The sequence below is a fragment of the Streptomyces yokosukanensis genome, from assembly GCF_001514035.1.
GTDB classification, from domain to species: Bacteria; Actinomycetota; Actinomycetes; order Streptomycetales; family Streptomycetaceae; genus Streptomyces; species Streptomyces yokosukanensis.
On sequence record NZ_KQ948207.1, the window covers coordinates 50,018 to 73,309 of the forward strand.

The window sequence follows — 23,292 nt, forward strand, 5'->3', positions numbered from 1 at the left end:
GCCGATGGCGGCGGACCGGCGGTACGGGCGCCGAACGCACCCCGCCGGTCCACCCGATGGTGACCCACGAGGACGTCACCGAGCAGCGGGCCGTCGCGCCGAGCCGGGCGGGATCAGCCCGCCGGCAGGATCACCACGAACCGCGCCCCCGGCCCGTGCCCGGGTTCGTAGGACACCTCGCCCCCTGCCGACCTGGCCAGGCGACGGGCCAGCGGCAGCCCGAGGCCCGCGCCGGTGTGCCCGTCGCCGGGGTCGGCCCGCCTGCCGGGCTGGAAGAGCAGCTCGGTGAAGGCGGCGGGTACACCCGGGCCGTCGTCCGTGACCTCGACCCGTATACCGCTCTCCGACCGGGACGCGCTCAGCGTGACCGTCGTACGGGCATAGCGCACCGCGTTGGCCAGCAGCGGGCTGACGATCCGTTCGAGGAGCGCCGGCTGCACGCCGACGGTGAGCGGCACCGGCCCGTCCGGTACGACGATCCGCACCGCACCGGGAGCGTCCGCGCGTGCCGCCAGCCGGTTGAGCACCAGCGGCGCGTCGGCGGTGCCGGGGGCCGTGGGCATGCCCTCGCGGGCCTCGTCCAGCAGCGTGTCGCAGATGGTGCGCATCGACTGCGCGGCCTCCGCCACGACCTCGTGCGAGGCCCGGGTCTCGGCCCCGGAGCGCGGGCGGGCACGCCACCAGTCCAGCTCGGCGACGATCCGGCTGAGCGGAGTGCGCAGTTCGTGCGACAGCTCGCCGGTCAGCTGCCGCTCGTGCCGCAGCACCGCCCGGATCCGGTCCAGCAGGGAGTCCAACGAGGCGCCCAGTGCGGCCAGTTCGGCCGGACCGCCCCGGCCCGCGAAACGCTCCTCGGAGCCCACGGCGCTCCACTGGGTCGCCTGGTCCGTCATGGCCCGCACCGGCCGCAGCGCCCGCCCCACCGCCAGCCGGGTCAGCGCATAGGTGCAGGCGAGCATCACCGCGTCCAGGGCGAGCGAGCCCAGTAGCAGTGTCCGGGCCGAGCTGCGGAACGGCGCGAGGTCCAGCGCCGTGACCACGGTGGCCCGTGCCGTGGCCCCGGGCACCGGCTGCGCGCACAGCCGTACCGTGTCGGGGCCCTGCACCGTGCGGCAGCCGCGCCGGCCCGCGGCGGCCAGGGCGTCGGCGGCACGGGTGAGCGCGCCGGACTCGGACGGGGGCTGCTCCAGCAGTCGGCCGCCGGCGTAGATCCAGGCGTTGGTGTCGAGGAGCCGGTCGCCCGAGGTCTCCAGGACGCGCACCCGGTCGTCGTGGATGTCGACGGTCGTGGCGACGGCCGCCGCACGGGTGCGCAGTTCGTCGTCCGCCTCCCGCTCCAGGCGATGGCGGACCACGGCGTTGAAGGCCACGGTGAGGATCACCATCAGCAGGGCCGCCGTGGTCAGTGCGACCAGGGAGAGCCGGCCGCGCAGGGTGCGCGGCGCGAGGCGGGCGAGCACGGACCGGGTGCGTGCGGGGAGGTTCATGTCAGGCGGTGGCCGACGCCGCGCGCGGTGGCGATGGTCAGCTCGCTGCCGGCCGCGCGCAGCTTGCGGCGCAGCCGGGTCAGGTACTGGTCGAGCGTGTTCTCGCTGACCTGTGCCCCCTCGGGCCAGCCCGCGCGGAGCAGATCGCGGCGGCGCACCAGCTCCCCGCCGGCCGCGGTGAGCGCCGCCAGCAGCCGGAACTCCGTCGGGGTGAGCTCGACGCGGCTGCCGTGCACGGTGGCGCTGTGCCGGACGCCGTCGAGCACCAGGCCGCCGGCTGCGGTGACAGGGGCGGCGGGCGTGGCCGACGGTGCCGCCCGCCGCAGGGCGGCCCGGAGCCGGGCGGCCAGCTCGGCGAGGTGGAAGGGCTTGGGCAGGTAGTCGTCGCCGCCGGCCGAGAAGCCGGACAGCCGGTCGGTCAGCCCGTGCCGCGCGGTCAGGAAGACGACCGGGGCGAGGAAGCCGTTGGCGCGCATGGCCTGGCAGACGTCGCGGCCGTCGGCGTCGGGCAGCCCGACGTCCAGCACGGCGGCTGCCACGTCCGCCGTCGCCAGCCGCAGGGCGGTGGCACCGTCGGGGGCCACCGCCGTGTCGAAGTCCTCGTCGTGCAGTCCACGGCGCAGCACGTCACGCAGGGCGTGATCGTCCTCGACGATGAGGATCGTGGGACGCATCGCTCTCCATCGGCCCGTCGGCCGTATCGCTCGGGTGGGATGTGCCCGGTTCGGGGGCACGGGGGACGTGGCGCTCGGGCAGCCAGTGGGCCACCGCGCCGATGAAGACGCCGAGCAGGCCGGCGGCGAACAGCCAGCCGCCGAGCACGTCGGTGAACCAGTGCACGCCCAGGAAGACCCGGGTCAGCCCGACCCCGGCCGCCCAGCAGGCGACCAGTACGCACAGGGCGGTCCGGCCGCGTGGGGCGCGCAGGCACAGGGCGGCGATCAGCAGGCCGGCCGTCAGCGCGGCCGTGGTCGCGTGCCCGGAGGGGAAGGACCAGCCGGAGGCATGTGTCTGCCAGTCGTACCCCGGCGGCCGCACCCTGTCGATCAGCTCCATCACGCCGTAGCGCATCGCCTGGCCGGCGCCGAGGCAGAGCGCGCCGAGCGGCACGGCCACCAGCCGCTGCCGTGCGGTGCGTCCCGCGATCAGTCCGGCCACGGCCACGAGGACGTACGGTACGACCCCCGTGCCCGTGGTGGTCAGTCCCCGGGCCAGTGCCACCGCCACCGGCGGGCGGTGCCCGACGGACCAGGACAGCAGGCCGCGGTCCAGATAGAGCGGGGCGCCCTGGTTGCTCACCACCACCGCGGCCAGTACCGCGAACGCCATCCATGTGCCGAGAGCCATGGTGCCCGCCGGTTCCTTGATCCGGCTGCGGTTCATGACACCAGGAAAGGACGCAGCCATGTCCCCGACAGCCGTTCCGCGAGGCCCGCCGGCCGGCGCCGTACGACCAGCATCGTCAGGTAGCCGACCAGCCCGCCGAGCGCCGCCCCCGCGACGACGTCGTGGGGGTAGTGCACCCCGACCCACACCCGGGAGGCCGCCATGGCGAGCGCGCACACCGACGCGACGGCGCCGAGGCGCCGGGAGACGAAGAACAGGGCGACCGCCGCGGCGCAGGCGATCGCGGTGTGATTGCTCGGGAACGACCAGTCACCGCGCGCGGGGCACGCCTCCAGCGTGCGGAAGGGCAGGCTCCGGCACGGCCGGTCCTCGGCCACCAGCGGTTTGACGGCGCTGGTCACGGCGAACGCGGCCACCACCACCAACGGCACGGCCAGCGCCGTCATGGCCGCCCCCGCCCCGTCCCGGCGGGCCTGCCACCAGCCCACCGCCATGAGCAGCGCGAACACCGCCAGGCCGTACGCCGACCACACCGCGACGGTGTCGTCCAGCCAGGCGGGGGAGTGGTGGGCGAGGTTCACCACGTCGGTGTAGAGCGGCCCGTCGACCGACGAGCCCGTCAGGGCGGTCATCATCCGCGGGCCTCCTTCGCGGCCCTGCGGGAGCGCAGCACCTCGGCGGCGAGCGGGAGCAGCGACACGACGACGATCAGAGCGATCAGCGGCAGCAGATACTTGTCGACGTTCGGGATCGAGGAGCCCAGCGCGTATCCGGCGAGGGTGAGGCCGAGGCTCCACACGAGTCCGCCCGCCGTCTGCCAGAGGGTGAAGGTCCGGGCCGGCACGCCGAGCGCGCCCGCCATCGGGTTCAGCACCGTGCGCACCACGGGCACGAAGCGGGCCAGCACGATCGCCTTCGCGTGGCCGTAGCGCTCCAGCAGCTCCTCGGCGCGCCGGGCACCCTCGCGCAGCTTGGCCGAGCGGGTGCGGGCGAGCAGGGTGCCGCCCGCCTTGCGGCCGATCAGGAAGCCGCACTGCGAGCCGGCCAGCGCACCGGCGGCGGCCGCGACGAGCAGCGGGCCGAGCGAGAGGTGCACCCCGCCACCGGCGGATCCCGTGCACAGCAGCCCCGCCGTGAACAGCAGCGAGTCCCCGGGCAGGAAGAACCCGATCAGCAGGCCCGTCTCCGCGAAGAGCACCACGCCGACGCCGAGCACGCCGAAGGCGGCGAGCAGGGAGTGGGCGTCGAGCACATTGACCGCGAGCTGCGACGCCAGGTGGGGGGAAGCGGCCATCGCCGTACACCCTTTCCATCGACTTTTCGTCGACTTCCTCGACAAGATCCGACTACATATTTGTAGACGGTCTACTGGACTGTAGACGAACGGAGAGTGCCGATCGTTCCGTGACTTTGCCTGTCCATTGCCGCTTCATGACTGACCGACTACACGGCCGTAGTCATGATGGTCCGCGAAGGTAAGGCATGCCTTCACTAAGTAGCAGGGAGGGCAGCAGGGCATGTGGGACGACGCGTTTCCGAGTTTCCTGATCGGACTCAGGGAGGGGCTCGAAGCCGGACTGATCGTCTCCATCCTGGTCGCCACCCTGGTGCGGGCCGAGGCGCGCTCCCGGCTGCCCCAGGTGTGGACCGGTGTCCTCGCCGCCGTCGCCGTGGCGATGAGCTTCGGCGCGGTGCTCACCTTCACCGCCGCGTCCATGCCGCAGACCGCCCAGGAGGCGTTCGGCGGCACGCTCAGCGTGATCGCCGTCGCGTTCGTCACCGCCATGGTGTTCTGGATGCGCCGCTCGGCCCGCGGCCTCTCCGGCGAGCTGAAGGAGAAGGTGACCGGCGCCCTCGCCATGGGCTCCGGCATGCTGATCCTGACCTCGTTCCTCGCGGTCGGCCGTGAGGGCCTGGAGACGGCCCTGTTCCTGTGGACCACCGCCCGGGCGGCCGGCGAGTCGGCCGGACCGCTGACCGGCGCCGGAATCGGCCTCGTCCTCGCGGCCGGCCTGTGCTGGGGCCTGTACCGGCGCGTCCTGAAGATCAACCTGACGAAGTTCTTCACCGCCACCGGTGTCGTCCTGATCGTCATCGCGGCCGGCGTCCTCGGCTACGGCCTGCGCGACCTCCAGGAAGGCGGTGTGCTGCCGGGCAGGACGGCCTACGCGGTCGACCTCGCGAGCAGCGTCGACGCCGGCTCCTGGTACAGCACCCTCGTCCAGGGTGTCCTCAATCTCACCCCGACCATGACCTGGCTCCAGGTGGTGGCCTACGTCGCCTACCTCGTCGTCGTCATGACCCTGTTCGTGCGCGGTGTACGGGCCTCGGCGCCGGGGCCGGCGAAGGAGCGCCCCGCGCGCGAGCCGAAGGCCGACCGGCCCGAGCGGCGCCGCCCGGTCTGGGTCGTGCCGGCCGCCGTGGTCGCCGTACCCGTCGTGATCGCCGGACTCGTCGTCGCGCTCTCCCGGCCCAAGCCCGCGGGCGACCAGACCGTCGCCGTCTCCGAGACCGAGTGCGGCAAGGGCTTCACCGCGCCCAAGCCCGGCCGGCAGACCTTCCAGATGCACAACACCGGCGGCAAGACCTCCGAGGTGTACCTGGTCGACCCGTCCACCAACGCCGTCTACGGCGAGATCGAGGGCCTCGCCCCCGGCACCACCCGTGACCTCGTCGCCACCGTCGCGGGCGGCACCTACGCCTGGCGGTGCGTGCCCACCGACGGCAAGGCCGTCACCTCCGGGTCGGTGACCGTCACCGGCGGCGGCGCGGCCAAGCCGGTCGTCCCCGTCTCCGAACAGGACCTCGCCGCCCCCCTGAAGGCGTACAAGGCCTACGTCGAGCAGGGGCTGGACACCCTCGTCGGCCAGACCCGCACGCTCGCCGACGACATCCGGGGCAACCACCTGGACAAGGCCCGCACCGACTGGCTCACCGCCCACCGCACCTACTCCTCGCTCGGCGCCGCCTACGGCACCTTCGAGGACTTCGACAAGAAGATCAACGGCCGGGCCGACGGGCTGACCGACGGCGTCCAGGACAAGGACTTCACCGGCTTCCACCGCATCGAGCACGGCCTGTGGCACGGCCGGCCGGCCAAGGAGCTGACCGGCCCCGCCCAGCAGCTCGTCACCGACGTCGCCGGACTGCGCAAGGCCTTCCCCGGCCAGGACTTCGACCCCGGCGACCTCCCGCTGCGCGCCCACGAGATCCTGGAGAACACCCTCCAGTTCGAGCTGACCGGCGACACCGACGAGGGCAGCGGCACGGGCCTCGCCACCGCCGACGCCAACCTGGCCGGCACCCGCGAGCTGCTCACCGTCCTCAAGCCGCTGCTCACCCCCCGCGCGCCCAAGCTCCTCCAGGCCGTCGACACGGACATCGCCCGCCTGCAGAGCCTGCTGGACGCCGCCCACCACGGCACCGACTGGACGCCCGTCGACCGGCTCGCCGCGCCCGACAAGCAGCGTCTCGACGGCGCCACCGGGCAGCTCCTGGAGGACCTCGCCCCGATCCCGGACCTCCTCGAGATCCGGAAGTCCGCCTGATGACCGACAGCCGCCCGACGACGCCCGCACAGCCGCACCACGAAGGGAACCCTCCGATGTCCACTGCCGAACCGTCGGCCTGCCCCGTCGGCCCCGCTCGCCGCTCCTTCGTGCGCACCGCACTGGGCGCCGGTGCCGCGGGCGCGGTCCTGGCCGGCGGCGGCTTCGCGCTCGCGCAGGAGAGCGGTGGCACCGCCGAGGCGCAGCCCTCGAACGCCGACGGCACGGCGAAGACCCCCTTTCACGGCGCCCACCAGGCCGGCATCGTCACGGCGGCACCGGCCGCCGCCACCTTCGTCTCGCTGGACGTCATAGCCGACGACCGCAAGGGCCTGACCGACCTGCTGAAGACCCTCACCGAGCGGGCCCGCTTCCTCACCTCCGGCGGCACCCCCACCGACCTGGGCGTCGGCGCGCCGCCCTCCGACAACGGCATCCTCGGCCCCGCGGTCCCCTCGGACGGCCTCACCGTCACCGTCGGCGTCGGCGCCTCCCTCTTCGACGACCGCTACGGCCTCGCCAAGGCCAGGCCCGCCCGGCTCACCCCGATGCGGACGTTCCCCAACGACAACCTGAACGCGGCCGAGTGCCACGGCGACCTGTCGCTGCAGATCTGCGCCCAGAGCCAGGACACGGTGCTGCACGCGCTGCGCGACATCGCCCGGCACACCCGCGGCGCCATGCAGATCAAGTGGCGCATCGACGGCTTCCAGAACGCCCCGCGCCCCACCGGCGCCCAGCGCAACCTGCTCGGCTTCAAGGACGGCATCGCCAACCCGGACGTCACCTCCGCCCGTGAGACGAACAAGCTGATCTGGGTCGGCGACGGCCAGGGCGAGCCGGCCTGGACGGCGGGCGGCAGCTACCAGGTCATCCGGATCATCCGGATGCTCGTCGAGTTCTGGGACCGGGTCTCGCTCACCGAGCAGGAGAAGATGTTCGGCCGCCGCAAGGACACCGGCGCCCCGCTCGACGGCGCCAAGGAGACCGACGTCCCCAACTACGCCAAGGACCCGCACGGCACCGCGATCCCGGTGGACGCCCACATCCGCCTCGCCAACCCGCGCACCGCCAGGACCGACAGCTCCCGCATCCTGCGCCGCGGCTACAACTACGACCGGGGCGTGGACAACGTCGGCAACCTCGACATGGGCCTGGTCTTCTGCTGCTACCAGCAGGACGTCAAGCGCCAGTTCGAGGCCGTGCAGACCCGGCTGATCGACGAGCCGCTGGTGGACTACATCTCACCGACCGGCGGCGGCTACTTCTTCGCCCTGCCCGGCGTCAGGGACACCGAGGACTGGCTGGGCCGGGGCATGCTCTCCGCCTGACCACCCCGCTGATCTCGCGTTTCGGCACGGCAGGCCTTTTCCTCCGCATGGGAAAGGCCTGCCTTTGCCTTTACCGCACGCGTACTGCACATGGTTTGCAGGTAGGAGAAAATGGCACGAGGCTGCGACGCGCGGCCGTACCCGCACCACCGAAGGATGCCCCTCCCGATGACGGCCGCCCCTGGTTCCGCTCCGTCCCTCCCCGTCCAGGCCGACGCCAAGCGTTCGGCCTGGCAGCGTGTCCGAGGCTCCATGACACGGCAGGAGTGGACCAGGGTCGGCGGCATGGCCGCCTTCGTGCTCGCCCTGCACGTCATCGGCTGGGGCACCCTCGTCGGCATCATCGCGCCCCAGCACTTCAGCGTCGGCAACGAGTCCTTCGGAATCGGCATCGGCGTCACCGCCTACACCCTCGGGATGCGGCACGCCTTCGACGCCGACCACATCGCGGCCATCGACAACACCACCCGCAAGCTGATGGGCGAAGGGAAGCGCCCGCTCTCGGTCGGCTTCTGGTTCTCCCTCGGCCACTCCAGCATCGTCTTCGGCCTCGCCCTGCTGCTCTCGCTCGGCATGAAGACGCTGGCCGGCCCCGTCCGCGACGACAACTCGCATCTGCACGAGGTCACCGGCCTGATCGGCACGACCGTCTCCGGCACCTTCCTGTACCTCATCGCCGGCATCAACCTGGTCATCCTCGCGGGCATCTGGAAGGTCTTCCGGCAGATGCGCTCCGGCGCCTACGACGAGGCCGCCCTGGAGCACCAGCTGAACAACCGCGGCTTCATGAACCGCCTGCTCGGCCGCGTCACCGGCTCGATCAGCAAGCCCTGGCAGATGTACCCGCTGGGCCTGCTGTTCGGCCTCGGCTTCGACACCGCGACGGAGATCGCCCTGCTGGTCCTCGCCGGCTCCGGAGCCGCCTCCGGCCTGCCCTGGTACGCCATCCTGACCCTGCCGGTCCTGTTCGCCGCCGGCATGTCGCTCCTCGACACCATCGACGGCTCGTTCATGAACTTCGCCTACGAGTGGGCGTTCTCCAAGCCGGTCCGCAAGGTCTACTACAACCTCACCATCACCGGCCTGTCCGTGGCCGTCGCCCTGATCATCGGCACCGTGGAACTCCTCGGCCTCCTCGCCGACAAGCTGGACCTCCACGGCGCCTTCTGGGACTGGATCTCCGGCCTCGACCTCAACACCGTCGGCTTCGTCATCGTCGGCCTGTTCTTCGCCACCTGGGTGATCGCCCTCCTGGTGTGGAAGGCCGGACGCATCGAGGAGAAGTGGACGGCGAACCTGGCGGAGCAGTCGGCGGACTGACCGAGCGCTTCAGCCGAGGCACGTCTCACCCACCCAGCGGCGCGGGGAACTGCGCGACCGGCCACGAAGGACCCGCGCCCGGCGACGAAACAAGAACCCCCACGGCGCTAGTCCAGTCGGTCGATCTGGCGAAGCCGGTTCGTCGCGTCCAGTGCGGCGACCTTGTACGACTCCGCCAGCGTCGGATAGTTGAACACCGCGTTGACCAGATAGTCCACCGTGCCCCCGCACCCCATCACCGACTGCCCGATGTGGATCAGTTCGGTCGCGCCCGAGCCGAAGCAGTGCACCCCGAGGAGGGTGCGGTCCACGGGGGAGACCAGCAGCTTCAGCATGCCGTGCGAGTCCCCGATGATCTGCCCGCGGGCCAGCTCCCGGTACCGGGCCAGGCCCACCTCGAACGGCACCCGGTCCTCGGTCAGCTGGTCCTCCGTCCGGCCGACGAAGCTGATCTCCGGAATGGTGTAGATGCCGATCGGCTGCAGATCGTGCATCCGCCCGGCCGGCTCCCCGTACGCGTGGTACGCGGCCGCGCGGCCCTGCTCCATGGAGGTCGCCGCGAGCGCGGGGAAGCCGATGACGTCACCGACGGCGTAGATGTGCGGCACCTCGGTGCGGTAGTTCTCGTCCACCGTGATCCGGCCGCGCGCGTCCGCCGTGAGGCCGGCCCGGTCCAGGTCGAGCTCGTCGGTGAGGCCCTGCCGGCCCGCCGAGTACATCACCGTGTCCGCGGGGATCTTCTTGCCGCTCTCCAGCACGGTGAGCGTGCCCCGCGGATGACGTTCGACGGCGGCGACGGTCTCGCCGAACCGGAAGGTGACGGCGAGGTCCCGCAAGTGGTACTTGAGCGACTCCACGATCTCCACGTCGCACAGGTCCAGCATCCCGGGACGCCTCTCCACCACGGTGACCTTGCTGCCCAGCGCGGCGAACATGGAGGCGTACTCCATGCCGATGACACCCGCGCCGACGATCACCATCGACCGCGGCACCTGCTCCAGCGAGAGCACGTTGTCGGAGTCCATGATCGTCCGGCCGTCGAACGCGACGGTGTCCGGGCGGGCCGGCCGGGTGCCGGTGGCGATGACGACGTGCCCGGCGGTCAGCAGCCGCTCCCGTCCCGAGATCTCGGACAGGGCGACGGTGTGCGGATCGGCGAAGCGGGCCGTGCCGGAGTAGACGGTCACCTGGTTTCGGGCGAGCTGGCTGCGGACGACGTCCACCTCACGGCCGACGACGTGCTGGGTGCGTGCGGTCAGATCGGCGACGGTGATGTCGTCCTTCAGCCGGTAGCTCTGCCCGTACAGGTCGCGCTGGGTGAGACCGGTCAGGTACAGCACCGCCTCGCGCAGGGTCTTGGAGGGAATGGTCCCGGTGTGCAGGGAGACCCCGCCCAGCATGTCGGGGCGGTCGACGACGGCGACGCTGCGGCCGAGCTTTGCCGCGGCGATGGCCGCCTTCTGACCGCCGGGTCCGGATCCTATGACGAGCATGTCGAAATCGAAGTCGGGCACCTTCGGGAGTCTGTCAGCCCTCCGGCCCGCTCCGGAAGATCCCGCCGCCGTCGAAATCCCCCGGACCGAAGGGGAGTTGCCGCCGGCCTTGGCCGTCCTCGCCGGACCGGTGCCCCCGGAGGACAATGGCGCCATGGGCCAGCGAACCGGCGACCTCAGCGCCCCCGCCCGGCCGGCCGCCCCTGACGAGGGGATCGGCGCCGACGAACTCGCGCTCGCCACCCGCAACCACGGTCTGCCGCTGGAGGCGCTGCGGCACGACATCACCCCGCCCGGGCTGCACTACGTTTTCACGCACTACGACATCCCGTACGTGCCCAGTGCCGGCGCCTGGCGGCTCACCGTCGACGGGCGGGTACGCGCCCCGCTCGACCTGTCCCTCGCCGACCTGCTGTCGTTCCCGCAGATCACCACCCGGGTGACCATGGAGTGCGCCGGCAACGGCCGGGCCCTGCTCACACCCCGGCCGGTCGGCCAGCCGTGGCTGACGGAGGCCGTCGGCACCGCCGACTGGACCGGCGTACCGCTCGGGCTGCTGCTCGCCGAGGCGGGCGCCGACCCGGCGGCCGTGGACGTCGTCTTCACCGGCGCCGACCACGGCGTGGAGCGCGGAGTCGAGCAGGACTACCAGCGCGCCCTGCCCCTGGCCGTGGCCCGGGGCGACGACCCCCGGGTGCTGGTCGCCACCGCCATGAACGGCGCGCCCCTGCCGCCGCAGCACGGCCGGCCGCTCCGGCTGATCGTGCCCGGCTGGTACGGCATGGCCCAGGTGAAGTGGCTGCGCTCGGTCACGGTGAGCGACGTCCCCTTCACCGGCTTCCAGCAGTCGGTCGCGTACCGGATCCGGCGCAGCGCCGACGACGAGGGCGAGCCGGTCACCCGGATCGCACCGCGCGCCCTGCTGGTGCCTCCGGGGTTTCCCGACTTCATGTCCCGCACGCGGGTGCTGCGGCCGGGTCCGGTGAGGCTCTTCGGCCGCGCCTGGTCCGGGCAGGCACCCGTCTCCTCGGTGGCGGTCAGTACCGATCACGGCGCGAGTTGGGCGCCGGCGGTCCTGGACCCTGCCGGGGGCGGGCACCGGTGGGCCTGGCGGGCCTGGCACCACGACTGGGTCGCGTCGCCCGGCACCCATGGGGTGGGCGCGTGCGCGACGGACGCCGACGGTCGCACCCAGCCGCTCGACCCGTGCTGGAACCGGAGTGGTCTCGGCAACAACGCGGTGTGCTGGGTGCGGGTGGTGTGCGGTCCCCGGGCCTCTTCGCCGTAGGGCCAGGGCCCCTCTTCCGGATCGTGCCGGGGTCGCGGGGCCGGCACCGGCTGCCCGGCCCCTTCGAAAGGGCCCTGGTCTCCCCGGAACGCCCTACGGCATCAGCCGCTCGATGGCTGTCGGGCCGTCCTTCTCCATCTTGCGGCGTGCCCAGTCGAGGTTCTTCGGTGTGACGTCCCTGCCCGCCGCCATCAGATAGTCCTCAGCGGTGACATCCCGCGCGGGAGCGGAGTGGAGCAGGGCGTCCGGGGTGCAGTGGTCGTCGGACGACCTGGACTCATCGGGTGTGGTGGTCGACATGATGCCTCCTCCTCGGTCCGGATGACCGCATCCGTGCCGGTGCCGCCGAACGGCGCACACTCTCACCATTGCCCGCATCGACGCACCCTGCATCTCCAGGCGCCCTAAGCTGGATGGCATCTCGCACTCCGCACCGGGAGGCCGCCGATGGCCGAGACCCCGTTTCCCGAGGCAGTCCGCCCCAGCCCCCGCTATCTGCCGATCGCAGAGCACGGGCTCATCGGCGACCTGCGCAGTGTGGCCCTGGTCGGCACGAACGGCACGATCGACTGGTACTGCTGTCCGTCCTTCGACGCACCCAGCGTCTTCGCTGCCGTTCTCGACGCAGAGCGCGGCGGCAGCTTCGAGCTCTCCGCCGCCGTACCCGCCCGCACCAAGCAGTTCTACTTCCCCGACACCAACGTACTGATCACCCGGTTCTTCACCGAGGACGGCGTCGGCGAGGTGCAGGACTTCATGCCGGTCACCTCCGACGGCGCGGGCGACGCGGGACGGCACCGGCTGATCCGGCGCGTGGTCTGCGTCCGCGGCACCGTTCCCTTCCGGGTGCTGGTCGCCCCGAGGTTCGACTACGGCGCCGCACCGCACACCCTGCGCACCGTCGACGGCACCCTCGTGTTCGAGTCCGCCGTGCAGTCTCTGGCGCTGACCTCCACGGTCGTCCTGGAGTGCGACGCCCGGGACGCGCGCGCCGACTTCAAGCTCGGCGAGGGCGAGACCGCGGTGTTCGCCCTCGACCAGGTCGGCGACGAGGTGGCTCCCCGCTGCTGCCCGCACGCCGAGGCCGAGCACGAGTTCAACGCCACCGTCGCCTACTGGCGGCGCTGGCTGCACCAGTCCCGCTACCGGGGCCGCTGGCGCGAGATGGTGCACCGCTCCGCGCTCACCCTGAAGCTGCTCACGTACGCCCCCACCGGCGCCATCGTCGCCGCCCCGACCACCAGCCTGCCCGAGCAGCTCGGCGGCGAGCGCAACTGGGACTACCGCTATGTGTGGGTGCGTGACGCCGCCTTCGCCGTCTACGCGCTGCTGCGGCTCGGCTTCCCCGGCGAGGCCGAGGCGTTCATGCGCTTCCTCACCACGCATGTCAGCCCCTGCGACGGCGCCGACGGCACCCCGCCGCTGCAGATCATGTACGGCATCGACGGCCGCACCGATCTGCCCGAACGCGTCCTGCCGCATCTGGAGGGCCATCTAGGCTCCGCCCCGGTCCGGGTCGGCAACGCCGCCGCCGACCAGCTCCAGCTGGACATATACGGCGCCCTGATCGACTCGATCTACCTCTACGACAAATGGGCCCAGCCGATCTCCAGCGGCCAGTGGGACGACGTGTGCAAGCTGGTCGACTGGGTGTGCCTGCACTGGGACCAGCCGGACGAGGGCGTGTGGGAGACCCGCGGCGGCCGCCGGAACTTCACCTACTCACGGCTGATGTGCTGGGTCGCCATCGAACGGGGCATCCGGCTCGCCAACCGGCGCGGGCTGCCCGCCGACCTGCCGCGCTGGCGGCAGGCCCGCGACGCGATCTACCGGCGGATCATGGACCGCGGCTGGTCTGAGCGGCGCGGCGCCTTCGTGCAGTACGAGGGCGGCGACGTCCTGGACGCCTCGCTGCTGATGATGCCGCTCGCCAAGTTCATCGCCCCCACCGACCCCAAGTGGCTGTCGACCCTGGACGCCCTCGCCGAGGACCTGGTCTCCGACTCCCTCGTCTACCGCTACGACCCGCAGTCCAGCCCCGACGGACTCCGCGGCGACGAGGGCACCTTCTCCATCTGCTCCTTCTGGTACGTCGAGGCCCTGGTGCGAGCCGGCCGGCTCGACGAGGCCCGACTGGCCTTCGAGAAGATGCTCACCTACGCCAACCACCTCGGCCTGTACGCCGAGGAGATCGGCCGCACCGGCGAGCAACAGGGCAACTTCCCGCAGGCGTTCACTCATCTCGCCCTGATCAGCGCCGCGTTCAACCTGGACCGCGCCCTCGGCTGACCCGCCCCCGCGCTCAGGCGAACCGGGAACTCGGCACGGGCCCGGCCGACCGCACCCGCGCCCGGCCACCGCGCAGCCAGGTGCCCCCGACCGCCCCGGCGAACGCGGCGAAGTCCGTGTCGTCCTCAACGCAATTCCCGCACACCCTTCCCGGCGGGCTACGGCAGCGGCTGCTCCGCCCAGATGACCTTGCCGTCGGGGGTGTACCGGGTGCCCCAGTGCTCGGCCATCTGCGCGACCAGGAACAGCCCCCGGCCGCCCTCGTCGGTGCTCGCCGCGTACCGCAGATGCGGCGAGGTCGTGCTGCGGTCGAAGACCTCGCAGATCAGCGTGCGGTCGCGCAGCAGCCGTACGGCGATCGGGCCGCGCCCGTAGCGGATGGCGTTGGTGACCAGCTCGCTCAGGATCAGCTCCGTCGTGAAGACCAGCTCCTCCAGACCCCAGTCGGACAGCTGCCGGGTCACCGCGGACCGCACCTGGGACACCGCCGCCGGTTCGGACGGCACCTGCCACTGCGCGACCCGGTCGGCGCCCAGCACCCGGGTGCGGGCGACGATCAGCGCGACGTCGTCGTCCGGCCGGGCCGGCAGCCGGTCCAGCACCGCGCGGCAGGTCTCCTCCGGCGAGGCGTCCGGCGCGCCGCTCAGGGCGTCGCGCAGCAGGCCGAGCCCCACGTCTATGTCCCGCTGACGGTCCTCCACCAGCCCGTCGGTGTACAGCACCAGCCGGCTGCCCTCCGCCAGCTCCAGCTCGGCCGTCTCGAACGGCAGCCCGCCCAGCCCCAGCGGCGGCCCCGCCGGCACCTCCGGGAACTCCACCCGGCCGTCGGGGTGCACCACCGCGGGCGGCGGATGGCCGGCCCGGGCCAGCGTGCACCGCCGCGAGACCGGGTCGTAGACGGCGTACAGGCAGGTCGCGCCGCTGATCGCCGCGGCGCCGTCCGCGGACGTCTCGTCCTGGTCGATGCGGCCGACCAACTCGTCCAGCAGACCGAGGAGTTCATCCGGCGGCAGGTCCAGCGAGGAGAAGTTGTGCACCGCCGTGCGCAGCCGGCCCATGGTGGCCGCCGCGTGCAGCCCGTGCCCCACCACGTCCCCCACCACCAGCGCCACTCTGGCACCCGACAGCGGCAGGACGTCGAACCAGTCGCCGCCCACCCCGGCCTGGGCCGGCAGATAGCGGTAGGCGATCTCCAGCGCGCCCTGCTCGGGCAGCGTGCGCGGCAGCAGACTGCGCTGCAGGGTGACCGCCATGCTGTGCTCGCGCGTGTACCGGCGGGCGTTGTCGATGGACACCGCGGCCCGCGCGACCAGCTCCTCGGCCAGGGCCAGCTCCTCGGCGTCGAACGGCTGCGGCTTCTGCGAACGCCAGAAGTTCGCCACCCCCAGCACCAGGCTGCCCGCCCTCAGCGGCACGGTGATCAGCGAATGGATGCCGTACCTCAGAACCTTGCCGGTGCGCTCCACGTCCTGTGCGCGCCAGCCCGGCGCCTCCCGCAACCGGGGCACCAGGACCGACTGCCCGGTGGTCAGACTGCGCGCCTGCGGCGATGTCGCCACGAACCGGATCCGCTCGCCGACCGGGTACAGCGGGGAGTCCTCGCGGATGCCGGAGCAGGCGGCGCGGCGCAGCGCGGTGCCGGGCTTCGGCTCCTCGCCGTGCAGCACGGCGTCGAACAGATCCACCGTCGCGAAGTCCGCGAACCGGGGCACCGCAAGCTCGGCCAGCTCCTCGGCGGTACGGCTCACATCCAGGCTGGTGCCGATGCCCACCCCGGCGTCGTACAGCATGTTCAGCCGCTCGCGCGCCACCTCCGCACGGCCCGACAGGGCGCGCAGCTCCGTGGAGTCGCGCAGCGTGGTGACGCTGCCGGCCGGGCCGCCGCGCAGATCGGTGGGCCGCTGGTTGATCGCCAGCAGCCGGTCCTTGACCAGATGCACCTCGTCCGTGGCCACCCGGCCCGAGGCCAGCAGCGCCGCCGTCTCCTCGTCCAGGCCCAGCTCCAGCACGCTGCGCCGCTCGGCGTCGGCGGGCAGGTCCAGCAGCCGGTGCGCCTCGTCGTTGGCGAGCAGCAGCCGCCCGTCGTCACCGACGATCAGCACACCCTCGCGGACCGCGTGCAGCACCGCGTCGTGGTGCTCGTACATCCGGGTCATCTCGTGCGGTCCGAGGCCGTGCGTCTGCCGCAGCAGCCGTCTGCTGACCAGGGCCGTGCCCGCGGTGGCCAGCACGAGCGCCGCCGCTGCCGCCGCGAGCAGCAGCGGCAGCTGCTGGTCGGCCGCCCCGCCCACATGTGCCGTGGTGATCCCGGCCGCCACCAGGCCCACCACCGTGCCGGCCGCGTCCTTCACCGGCACCACGACCTGCACCAGCGGTCCGATCGTGCCGTTGACGTGCTCGGTGACCGTTCCGCCGGCCAGCGCCGGGCCGATGGTGCCGACGAACTTCTTGCCGATCCGGTCCGGTTTGGGGTGTGTGTAGCGGATGCCGTCGGTGTTCATGACGACGACGAAGTCCACCCCGGTCGCCTTGCGGACCGCTTCCGCACGGGGCTGCAGCACGGCGGTGGGGTCCGAGGTACGCAGCGCGGCCGCCGTACCCGGCGCGTGCGCGAACGACTCGGCGACGGCGAGGGAACGGTTCTGCGCCTCCCGGTCGGTGTCGTGCTGCACCTGCAGCACCTGCGCCACCACCGCCGAGACGACCAGCAGCAGCACGATCACCACCTGGAGCAGGAACACCTGGCCGGCGACGCTGCGCCCGGTGACCGCCGACCACAGGGCTCCGGCCCTGCCCCGGCCTCGGCCCGCACCCTCAGGCCGCAGGGCCCGTGATGCGCGCAGATCCCCGACGGGACGGGGCGGCCGTGTCGCAGACCGGCCGGGCAGTCGCACCATGTGCCCATGTCTACACTGCCCGGCTCCCTGAGGCGAGACCGTCACCCGAGGCGGCGGCCGCCGATCGGAGCGGCGTGATCCGGTCATGGGCGGCACACGGGAGCAGAACGGCGGGCGGCGAGCAGCAGCGCCACGTCGTCGGGGCGGTCGGTGGCATGCCGGGCGCCTCCCGTGAGCCGGTCGGCGACCTCGGCCAGCGACCGCCCGCCCGGCGGCCCGGCGAAGGCCCCGGCCCCGGCGAGCGCCCGCCGCAGCGCGGTGATGCCGTCGTCGATGTCCGTGCCCGGCCGCTCCACCAGCCCGTCCGTGTACAGGGCGAGGATCGCGTCCGGTTCCAGCAGCAGCTCGGTCACCGGGTACCGGGCGTACGGATCCACCCCGAGGACCACACCGCCCGGCACGTCCACCACCCGGGTCCGCCCGTCGGGGGAGCGCAGCAGCGGCGGCGGATGCCCGGCCCGGGCGATCCGGGCACGCCCCGTCGCGGGGTCCAGCCGCAGATAGCAGCAGCTGGCGAACTGACCGGGGTCGAGGTCGATCAGCAGATGGTTGGTACCGCTCATCACCTCGTCCGGCGGCCGGTCGCTCAGCGCGAACGCGCGCACCGCACTGCGCAGTTGCCCCATGGTGGCCGCCGCCTGCACCCCGTGCCCCTGGACGTCGCCGATCACCAGGGCGAGCCCGTCGCCCGCCTCCACCACGTCGTACCAGTCGCCGCCCACGTCCATGCCCTGCGTGCCCGGCAGATACCGGCCCGCGGTCTCCACCAGCGGATGTGCCGACAGCCTGCGGGGCAGCAGGGCCTGCTGCAGTCCGCGCGCGAGCGCCGCCTCGCTGTCGTAGCGCTGCGCACGCTCCATGGCGTGCGCGATGAGCCCGGCGAGTGCGGTGAGGACCGTACGTTCCTCGGTGCTGAAGCCGCGCGGGCGGTCGAAGCCCAGGATGCACGAACCGACCGGCCGCCCGGAGGCGATCAGCGGCAGAAAGGCCCGAGCCCCCTCGTCGGCGTCCAGCGCGATGCCCGGATAGTCGGCCGGCAGCTGCTGCATCGACTCGAAGAACAGCGGCCGCCCCGTGGTCAGGCACTCCACGCCCGGCAGCCGCGCGTCCAGGCCGACGCCCTCGAACGGGGCGAGGAACCCCTGCGGGAAGCCGGTCTCCCAGGCGAGATACAGATGCCGCTCCTGGAGCAGGTAGATGGCCAGGCGCCGACCGCCGAACGCGGGCAGCAGCTCCTGCATGATCACCGCCGACACCTGCCGGGCGGTCACCGCGTCGGTCAGCGCGATCGCGAGGGCGATCGGCCGGTACAGCGGCGCCAGCGCGTGGTCGCCCGGCACCGCGTCCTGCGGGACGTGCTCCTCGGCCACCGGCTCCACCGGCGTGCCCACGCGGCTGGTCGGCACGAGCGTGCAGGTCAGCAGGTCCTCGCCGGGATGCACCGACACCGCGAGCCAGTCGCCCGCCCCGGGCTCGTCGCCGGCGCAGGCCGGTCGGCGCACATGGAAGTGCACCGGATCCGGGGTCAGCAGGGCGCCGCGCAGATGGTCGTCGCACGGCGGACCGGTCAGCCACGGCAGCGCCTCCCACAGTGTCCGCCCGATCAGCCACTCCCGCGTCCGGCCGGCGAGCCGGGCCGCGGTCCGGTTGACGTACACGACCAGTCCCAGCCGGTCCAGGCACAGCACGCCCTGCGGCAGCAGGTCGGCCGCGCCGTCCGCGCACACGGCGGGACCGGGGTCGAACACCATCCCGCCGACCCGCGTCGCGCCCGGGTCCTCCGTGACCTGCCACAGGTCCAGCAGCCGTGGCGCGCCGTCCCGGGCCCGCAGGGCCAGCGGCTCGGCAGGCGGTCTCCCGGCGGCGGTGTCGCGCAGCGCGGCGAGGATCCGGTCCGCGTCGTCCGGGGCCAGGGCGTCCGCGAGCGCCGTGTCCGTCCCCGCGAACTCGCCGGGACACAGGCCGAGAAGGGGGTACAGGCGCTCGTCCGCGCGCACCGCACAGGTCACCGGATCCCAGCCGAAGCGCGCCACGGCCGCGCGGGCGGGCCGCCACGCGGGCGGCCGGACGCACAGCGGCTCGGCGTCCCAGACGACCGCGCTCGCGTCCCCGTCGGCCAGCCTCAGCAGCTCGGCACCCAGACCGTCGGCCAGCCGCGCGAGCAGCTCCATGTCCAGCACCTCGTCCACGGAGTCGGCCACCGCCGGGCGCAGCACCGTGAGCACCCCGAGCGGCTCGCTCCCGCCAGGCACCGGCACATGCACCGACCCGAACGGGAAGGGCAGGCCCGCGGCGAACTGCGGATACCGGCGCACCGTCTCGGTGGCGTTCGCCAGCACCACCCGTACGCCGAGGCGGTAGGCGTCGGCGACCGGGAACGGACGGCCGACGTGCAGCCGCCACCAGGGCTGGAACAGCGGACCGGGCAGACCCGCGAGCACCGCGAGACGCAGCAGGCCCGGGGTGCCGGACCGCAGATAGACACCGGCCACGCGGCCCCCGGCCGCACCGAGCGCGCCGGTCGACGTGTCCGCCAGCAGCGTGGCGAGCCGGGCCCGCGTACGGACCGGCTGCTCGCCACCACTCCCAGTCATCGCCCCTACCTCGTCCCGTGCGCCTTCGGGTGGATGACACAGCAAGAATGCGCCAGGAGCACCGTGTGCCGCACCTGGGAGAAGAGGCGGAAGGACGGAATCCGTCCGCAGGAGCGGGTGCCGTCGGGCTGAGGTGTCCGCCGGGCCGGGGGAGGACACTCACTTGGCCTATCCGCTCCCACGGCCCATGCGCGAGGCGCGCGCACGGGGCGGGTGCGTGCCGTGCGGCCGCAGACGTCCTGCCCGGCCCTCGGGGGGCACCCGACCTCCTGGTACGCCGTCGCACCCGAGTGGCGGGCCCACCGACCGGATCCTAGTAATGGTGCGTAATGCCGCGGCTGGAGCCAGGGGCGCACACACGGCCGCATCCTTCGTCTGGAGGCGAGATGACACGATCTCCCACCCCCCGTCCCGACGACGCGTTCATATCCTCCATATCCTCCGCGCCGCTCCCCACCGGCGCCGCCAGTCTGTACCCCCACCTCGTCATGTGGCCGTCGCTGCACGTGAAGCCGTTCACCGACGCCCCCCACATGGGCCGGCCCGAAGTCCCCCTGGCCATCGACGAGGTCGCTGAGGCGCCCGACGAGGTCGATCAGGCGGTCTCCGACGTCGCTCCGGCCGATGACGCTCCGCTCGGCGATGCCCCGCACGAAGGTGTCCCGCACGACGGTGTCCCGCCGGACGGTGCTCTCCCGTACGGCGATCCCTTGCCCGGTCTGGTCCAGGCCGCCGTCGCCCACCGTACGGTCGAAGACGTCGTCCGGCTCATCACGTTGCTGGAGGGCTCCCCCGAGCACGCGCGGACGACGGCCGACGCGCTGCACGCGGTCGGCGTCGACCGGTCCGTGGAGGACCTCGCCCGGCTCGTGACTCTGCTGACCGAGTCGCCCCGGGACACCGCCAGCGCCGACGAGGCGATCCGGATCGCCGCCGAGCGCCGTCCGCTGGACGACGTGAGCCGGTTGATGCAGTTGCTGCACAGCACGTCGGTGGGACCGTACTGCGGGCAGGCCGCGGTGCGGGCCGTGGCCGTCAGCCGGCCGGTGGAGGAACTCCACGAGCTGATCGGCCGGCTGGCCGCGGACCGCACGGTGCGCGAGGCCCCGGGAACCCCGCTGTCCGACCCGCCGTCCGCCGACCTGCCGACGGCCGTCCCCTCGGGCGCCGACGCGGCGTCCGCCTGCCCGCCGGACGCCGTACCGCTGACCACGCAGACCGTGTCCGCGTTCGACGCCTGGGCCGCGGCGACCACCGGTGGGACGGCCGAGCGCGCCGAAGGGCATCAGAACGAAGACCTTCGGAACGAGGACCGCCGGAAGGAGGAGGCACGCAAGGAGGAAGGGCCGACGGAGGCAGGACGAGTCGAGGAAGAGCGGACCGAGGAAGGGCGGACGGAGGATCGCTCCGCGAAGGAGCGGTCGCCGGTCAAGGAGCGAGCCGCTGAGCGACATCCCCCGAAGCAGCGGTCGGTGAAGGACAGGTTCGTGAAGGACCGGCTGGCGAGGGCCTGTTCGGTCGACGACCGGAACCGGGACGGCCGCAGGGCCGCGGCTCTCCTGTGGGGTACCCGTGGCGCCGCGCTGCTGGTCCTGCTGTGCGGCGCGGCCCACGCCCCGCGCCAATGGGCCGGAGCGTCCCACGGCGTCCTCGCGGGCACCGTCCTCGCCGCGGGCCTGTGCGGGCTCCTGGCCTTCGTACTGCCCGTCCGGACGGCACCGGCCCGGCTCGTCGCGGCGACCGCCGCGTTCGGCGTCACGGCGGCGCTCGGTGTCGGGCAGCTGCTCGGCGGGCGGTTCGGCCTGCCGGACGCGCACCGGCTGTGGGACGCGACCCTCGCCCCGCCGTGGCTCGCCGCCACGGCGGCGGCAGCCGCCGCGCTCATGGCCCTGACGGTGCTGCTGGGCGCCTTGTTCACGCGCGACGCCCGCCGCGAGGGCGCGGGCTGACCCGGGCCGCCGGGCGCGCCGGATCCGCAGGCTGCGGCACCGCGCTCCCGGCGTCCACCGGACGCAGTACCTGGTGGCCGTCCTCCCGGGCGGCCACCATGGCGAACGCGTCTCGGGCGAACCGGTGCACCCGGAGCGTGCAGAGTCCTCCGTCGCTCAGGACTCGGTCGGGCCCGGCGGCAGCGGGCGGGCGGCGCGCAGGCTGCGCAGCGCGAGCAGCAGGACGCCGATGTCGTCCAGGTAGACGGGATCGGGCAGCAGGTCGGTGGGGAGCAGCAGATAGGCCACCGCGCCCCAGAACACCCAGCGCGGGCCCGTCGGCAGCCCGGCCCGCAGCAGTGTGCGGCGGGCCCGCACCAGCCGCACCAGCAGGCCGATGGCGACGGCGAGCAGCCCCGCCGCGACGACGGCGCCGATCACCAGCACGGTCGTGGTGGTGTCCATGGCGCTACGCGGGCCGGTCGGTGCCGTCGGCGGTCTCCTGGCCGCCGCTCTCCGCCGCGCGCCCGGTCGCCGAGGCCTCGGCGGGATCCTGTGGTGCTGGTGCTGGTGCTGGTGCTGGTGCTGGTGCTGGTGCTGGTGCCGGGTCCGGCTGTCGCTGGCCCTTGAACCGCAGCCGCTCGAACGTCCGGGTCAGCTGCTGCAGCGCACCCGGCGTCCGGGACTCGGGCCGCTGCTGCGGCAGCGCGGGCGCCGGGACGTCACGGTAGGCGGCGAGGGCCTCCAGGGCCTGCTCGGCGGCCTCCTTGTACAGGTCCCGTGACCTGGTCATCGACTCCAGCGCCTCGGCGTACATGGCGACCCGCTGCCGTTCGCGCTCCAACTCCTCCTGCGGGGTCATCAGGGTCCAGTTGTCCCGCAGGTCGGTCAGCGCCTCCTCGACCTCCCGGGGCATCGGCCGTGGCAGGGCGGCGAAGCGGCGCACGGCGGCGACGAGTTCGGTCGGCTCGGAACCGTCCAGGAAGACGCTGCGTACGCTGTGCTCCCGGCTGTCGTAGCCCTGCGGAGCAGGGTCCGGCGGCAGCAGCACCGCGCCGCCGCGCGGCACCTCGCAATCGAGGGCCTTCAGCGCCCAGTTGACGGCGCGGAACTGGTGCGGCGCGGCACGGTGCTCCACCACGCGGTGCCTGAGACCCGGCGGCAGCAGCCGGGCCAGCGGCAGCCGGCCCTGCTCGTCCGGGGTCATCGCCTCGTGCACGACGACGTTCACGCTCCACGCCTCGCGGGCCGCGTCCCGAAGTCGGCGCCGCATCTCCTTGTCGTCCGCGGGCAGCGCGTTGACCTGCCGGAAGCGCAGCCCGGTGACCGTGGCGTGGTGGTCCCAGGAGCCGTCGTCGCCGGTGCCGCCCTCGGGCCAGAACAGCGTCGCGGGCGACGGCCAGGCCTCGTCCCAGGGGCGCTCCGCCTCGGCGACGAGCCGCCATTCGTGCCCCTGCCGTCGGCCCTCGCAGGGTACGAGGGTGAGCCGGGCCCGCACGGTGACCGTGCCGCCGGCCCGCCAGCGCGCCTCGAAGACCCGCAGGGCCGAGTCCTCGGGCACGGCGGGTTCGGCGAAGTCGTCGATGTCGCCGCTCTCCTTGTGCCGACGGAGGGTGCGGCGGACGACCTCCTCGGGATCGGGACCGGTGTGGCGGCCGTGGGCCGTCCAGAGGGTCTGCGGGATGGTGGCGCGGTCGCCGGCGGAGTTCGACATGAGCCAATCTGCTGATGGAGGCGGGTGCGCCTTCCAGTATCACCGCTCGGCCGGGT

The 23,292-nt window shown here is 73.2% G+C and carries 17 protein-coding genes; 6 read left to right on the forward strand and 11 right to left on the reverse strand.

The window, feature by feature from the left end; translation table 11 throughout:
• Positions 1–113: 113 nt before the first annotated feature.
• From AQI95_RS03590 to AQI95_RS03610, 5 genes are read right to left on the reverse strand one after another with little or no spacing between them, the layout of a single operon-like run.
• Complete coding sequence (locus AQI95_RS03590) at positions 114–1,487, reverse strand: sensor histidine kinase (RefSeq protein ID WP_067117211.1); 1,374 nt, start codon at positions 1,485–1,487, stop codon at positions 114–116.
• Positions 1,484–2,161, reverse strand: coding sequence for a response regulator transcription factor (locus AQI95_RS03595; protein WP_067117216.1), 678 nt, complete (start codon positions 2,159–2,161; stop codon positions 1,484–1,486). The genes AQI95_RS03590 and AQI95_RS03595 overlap by 4 nt, the downstream gene beginning before the upstream one ends.
• On the reverse strand, positions 2,115–2,870 hold the full coding sequence (locus tag AQI95_RS03600) for a phosphatase PAP2 family protein (protein WP_067117219.1): 756 nt from the start codon (positions 2,868–2,870) through the stop codon (positions 2,115–2,117). The genes AQI95_RS03595 and AQI95_RS03600 overlap by 47 nt, the downstream gene beginning before the upstream one ends.
• Entirely contained in the window at positions 2,867–3,469 is a 603-nt protein-coding gene (locus AQI95_RS03605; RefSeq protein WP_067117222.1) for a phosphatase PAP2 family protein, read from the reverse strand. The genes AQI95_RS03600 and AQI95_RS03605 overlap by 4 nt, the downstream gene beginning before the upstream one ends.
• Complete coding sequence (locus AQI95_RS03610; RefSeq protein ID WP_067117225.1) at positions 3,466–4,128, reverse strand: DedA family protein; 663 nt, start codon at positions 4,126–4,128, stop codon at positions 3,466–3,468. The genes AQI95_RS03605 and AQI95_RS03610 overlap by 4 nt, the downstream gene beginning before the upstream one ends.
• Positions 4,129–4,351: 223 nt before the next feature.
• Between AQI95_RS03610 and efeU the strand changes: the two genes are divergently transcribed.
• The 3 genes from efeU to nicT all read left to right on the forward strand — a co-directional run bounded on the left by efeU (position 4,352) and on the right by nicT (position 9,033).
• A complete protein-coding gene (efeU, locus tag AQI95_RS03615; protein ID WP_067117228.1) occupies positions 4,352–6,382 on the forward strand; it encodes an iron uptake transporter permease EfeU in 2,031 nt (676 codons plus the stop codon).
• Between the two features lie 56 nt (positions 6,383–6,438).
• On the forward strand, positions 6,439–7,713 hold the full coding sequence (gene efeB, locus AQI95_RS03620; protein ID WP_067117231.1) for an iron uptake transporter deferrochelatase/peroxidase subunit: 1,275 nt from the start codon (positions 6,439–6,441) through the stop codon (positions 7,711–7,713).
• A 168-nt stretch (positions 7,714–7,881) separates the two neighbouring features.
• On the forward strand, positions 7,882–9,033 hold the full coding sequence (nicT, locus tag AQI95_RS03625; protein WP_208614067.1) for a Nickel transporter NicT: 1,152 nt from the start codon (positions 7,882–7,884) through the stop codon (positions 9,031–9,033).
• A 107-nt stretch (positions 9,034–9,140) separates the two neighbouring features.
• On the opposite strand, the gene sthA is transcribed toward nicT, so the two are convergent.
• Positions 9,141–10,547, reverse strand: a complete 1,407-nt coding sequence (gene sthA / locus AQI95_RS03630) for a Si-specific NAD(P)(+) transhydrogenase (RefSeq protein ID WP_067117234.1) — start codon at positions 10,545–10,547, stop codon at positions 9,141–9,143.
• Positions 10,548–10,680: 133 nt separating this feature from the next.
• On the opposite strand from sthA, the gene AQI95_RS03635 reads away from it, so the two are divergent.
• Positions 10,681–11,814: a molybdopterin-dependent oxidoreductase gene (locus AQI95_RS03635; RefSeq protein WP_067117237.1), complete on the forward strand. Its 1,134-nt coding sequence runs from the start codon at positions 10,681–10,683 to the stop codon at positions 11,812–11,814.
• Between the two features lie 93 nt (positions 11,815–11,907).
• On the opposite strand, the gene AQI95_RS03640 is transcribed toward AQI95_RS03635, so the two are convergent.
• A complete protein-coding gene (locus AQI95_RS03640) occupies positions 11,908–12,114 on the reverse strand; it encodes a hypothetical protein (protein ID WP_067117240.1) in 207 nt (68 codons plus the stop codon).
• A gap of 147 nt (positions 12,115–12,261) precedes the next feature.
• On the opposite strand from AQI95_RS03640, the gene AQI95_RS03645 reads away from it, so the two are divergent.
• Positions 12,262–14,103, forward strand: coding sequence for a glycoside hydrolase family 15 protein (locus AQI95_RS03645; protein ID WP_067117243.1), 1,842 nt, complete (start codon positions 12,262–12,264; stop codon positions 14,101–14,103).
• Between the two features lie 158 nt (positions 14,104–14,261).
• On the opposite strand, the gene AQI95_RS03650 is transcribed toward AQI95_RS03645, so the two are convergent.
• Together AQI95_RS03650 and AQI95_RS03655 are read right to left on the reverse strand one after the other, a co-directional pair.
• Positions 14,262–17,000, reverse strand: coding sequence for a SpoIIE family protein phosphatase (locus AQI95_RS03650; RefSeq protein ID WP_079071032.1), 2,739 nt, complete (start codon positions 16,998–17,000; stop codon positions 14,262–14,264).
• 83 nt (positions 17,001–17,083) lie between these two features.
• Positions 17,084–19,594, reverse strand: a complete 2,511-nt coding sequence (locus AQI95_RS03655) for a SpoIIE family protein phosphatase (protein ID WP_067117246.1) — start codon at positions 19,592–19,594, stop codon at positions 17,084–17,086.
• 386 nt (positions 19,595–19,980) lie between these two features.
• Between AQI95_RS03655 and AQI95_RS03660 the strand changes: the two genes are divergently transcribed.
• Positions 19,981–21,543, forward strand: coding sequence for a hypothetical protein (locus tag AQI95_RS03660; protein WP_067117249.1), 1,563 nt, complete (start codon positions 19,981–19,983; stop codon positions 21,541–21,543).
• Positions 21,544–21,699: 156 nt separating this feature from the next.
• On the opposite strand, the gene AQI95_RS03665 is transcribed toward AQI95_RS03660, so the two are convergent.
• Together AQI95_RS03665 and AQI95_RS03670 are read right to left on the reverse strand one after the other, a co-directional pair.
• Positions 21,700–21,987, reverse strand: coding sequence for a DUF1232 domain-containing protein (locus tag AQI95_RS03665; protein WP_067117252.1), 288 nt, complete (start codon positions 21,985–21,987; stop codon positions 21,700–21,702).
• 4 nt (positions 21,988–21,991) lie between these two features.
• Positions 21,992–23,236 (reverse strand): hypothetical protein, encoded by a 1,245-nt coding sequence (locus AQI95_RS03670; protein ID WP_079071033.1) that lies wholly within the window; start codon positions 23,234–23,236, stop codon positions 21,992–21,994.
• Between the last annotated feature and the right edge of the window lie 56 nt (positions 23,237–23,292).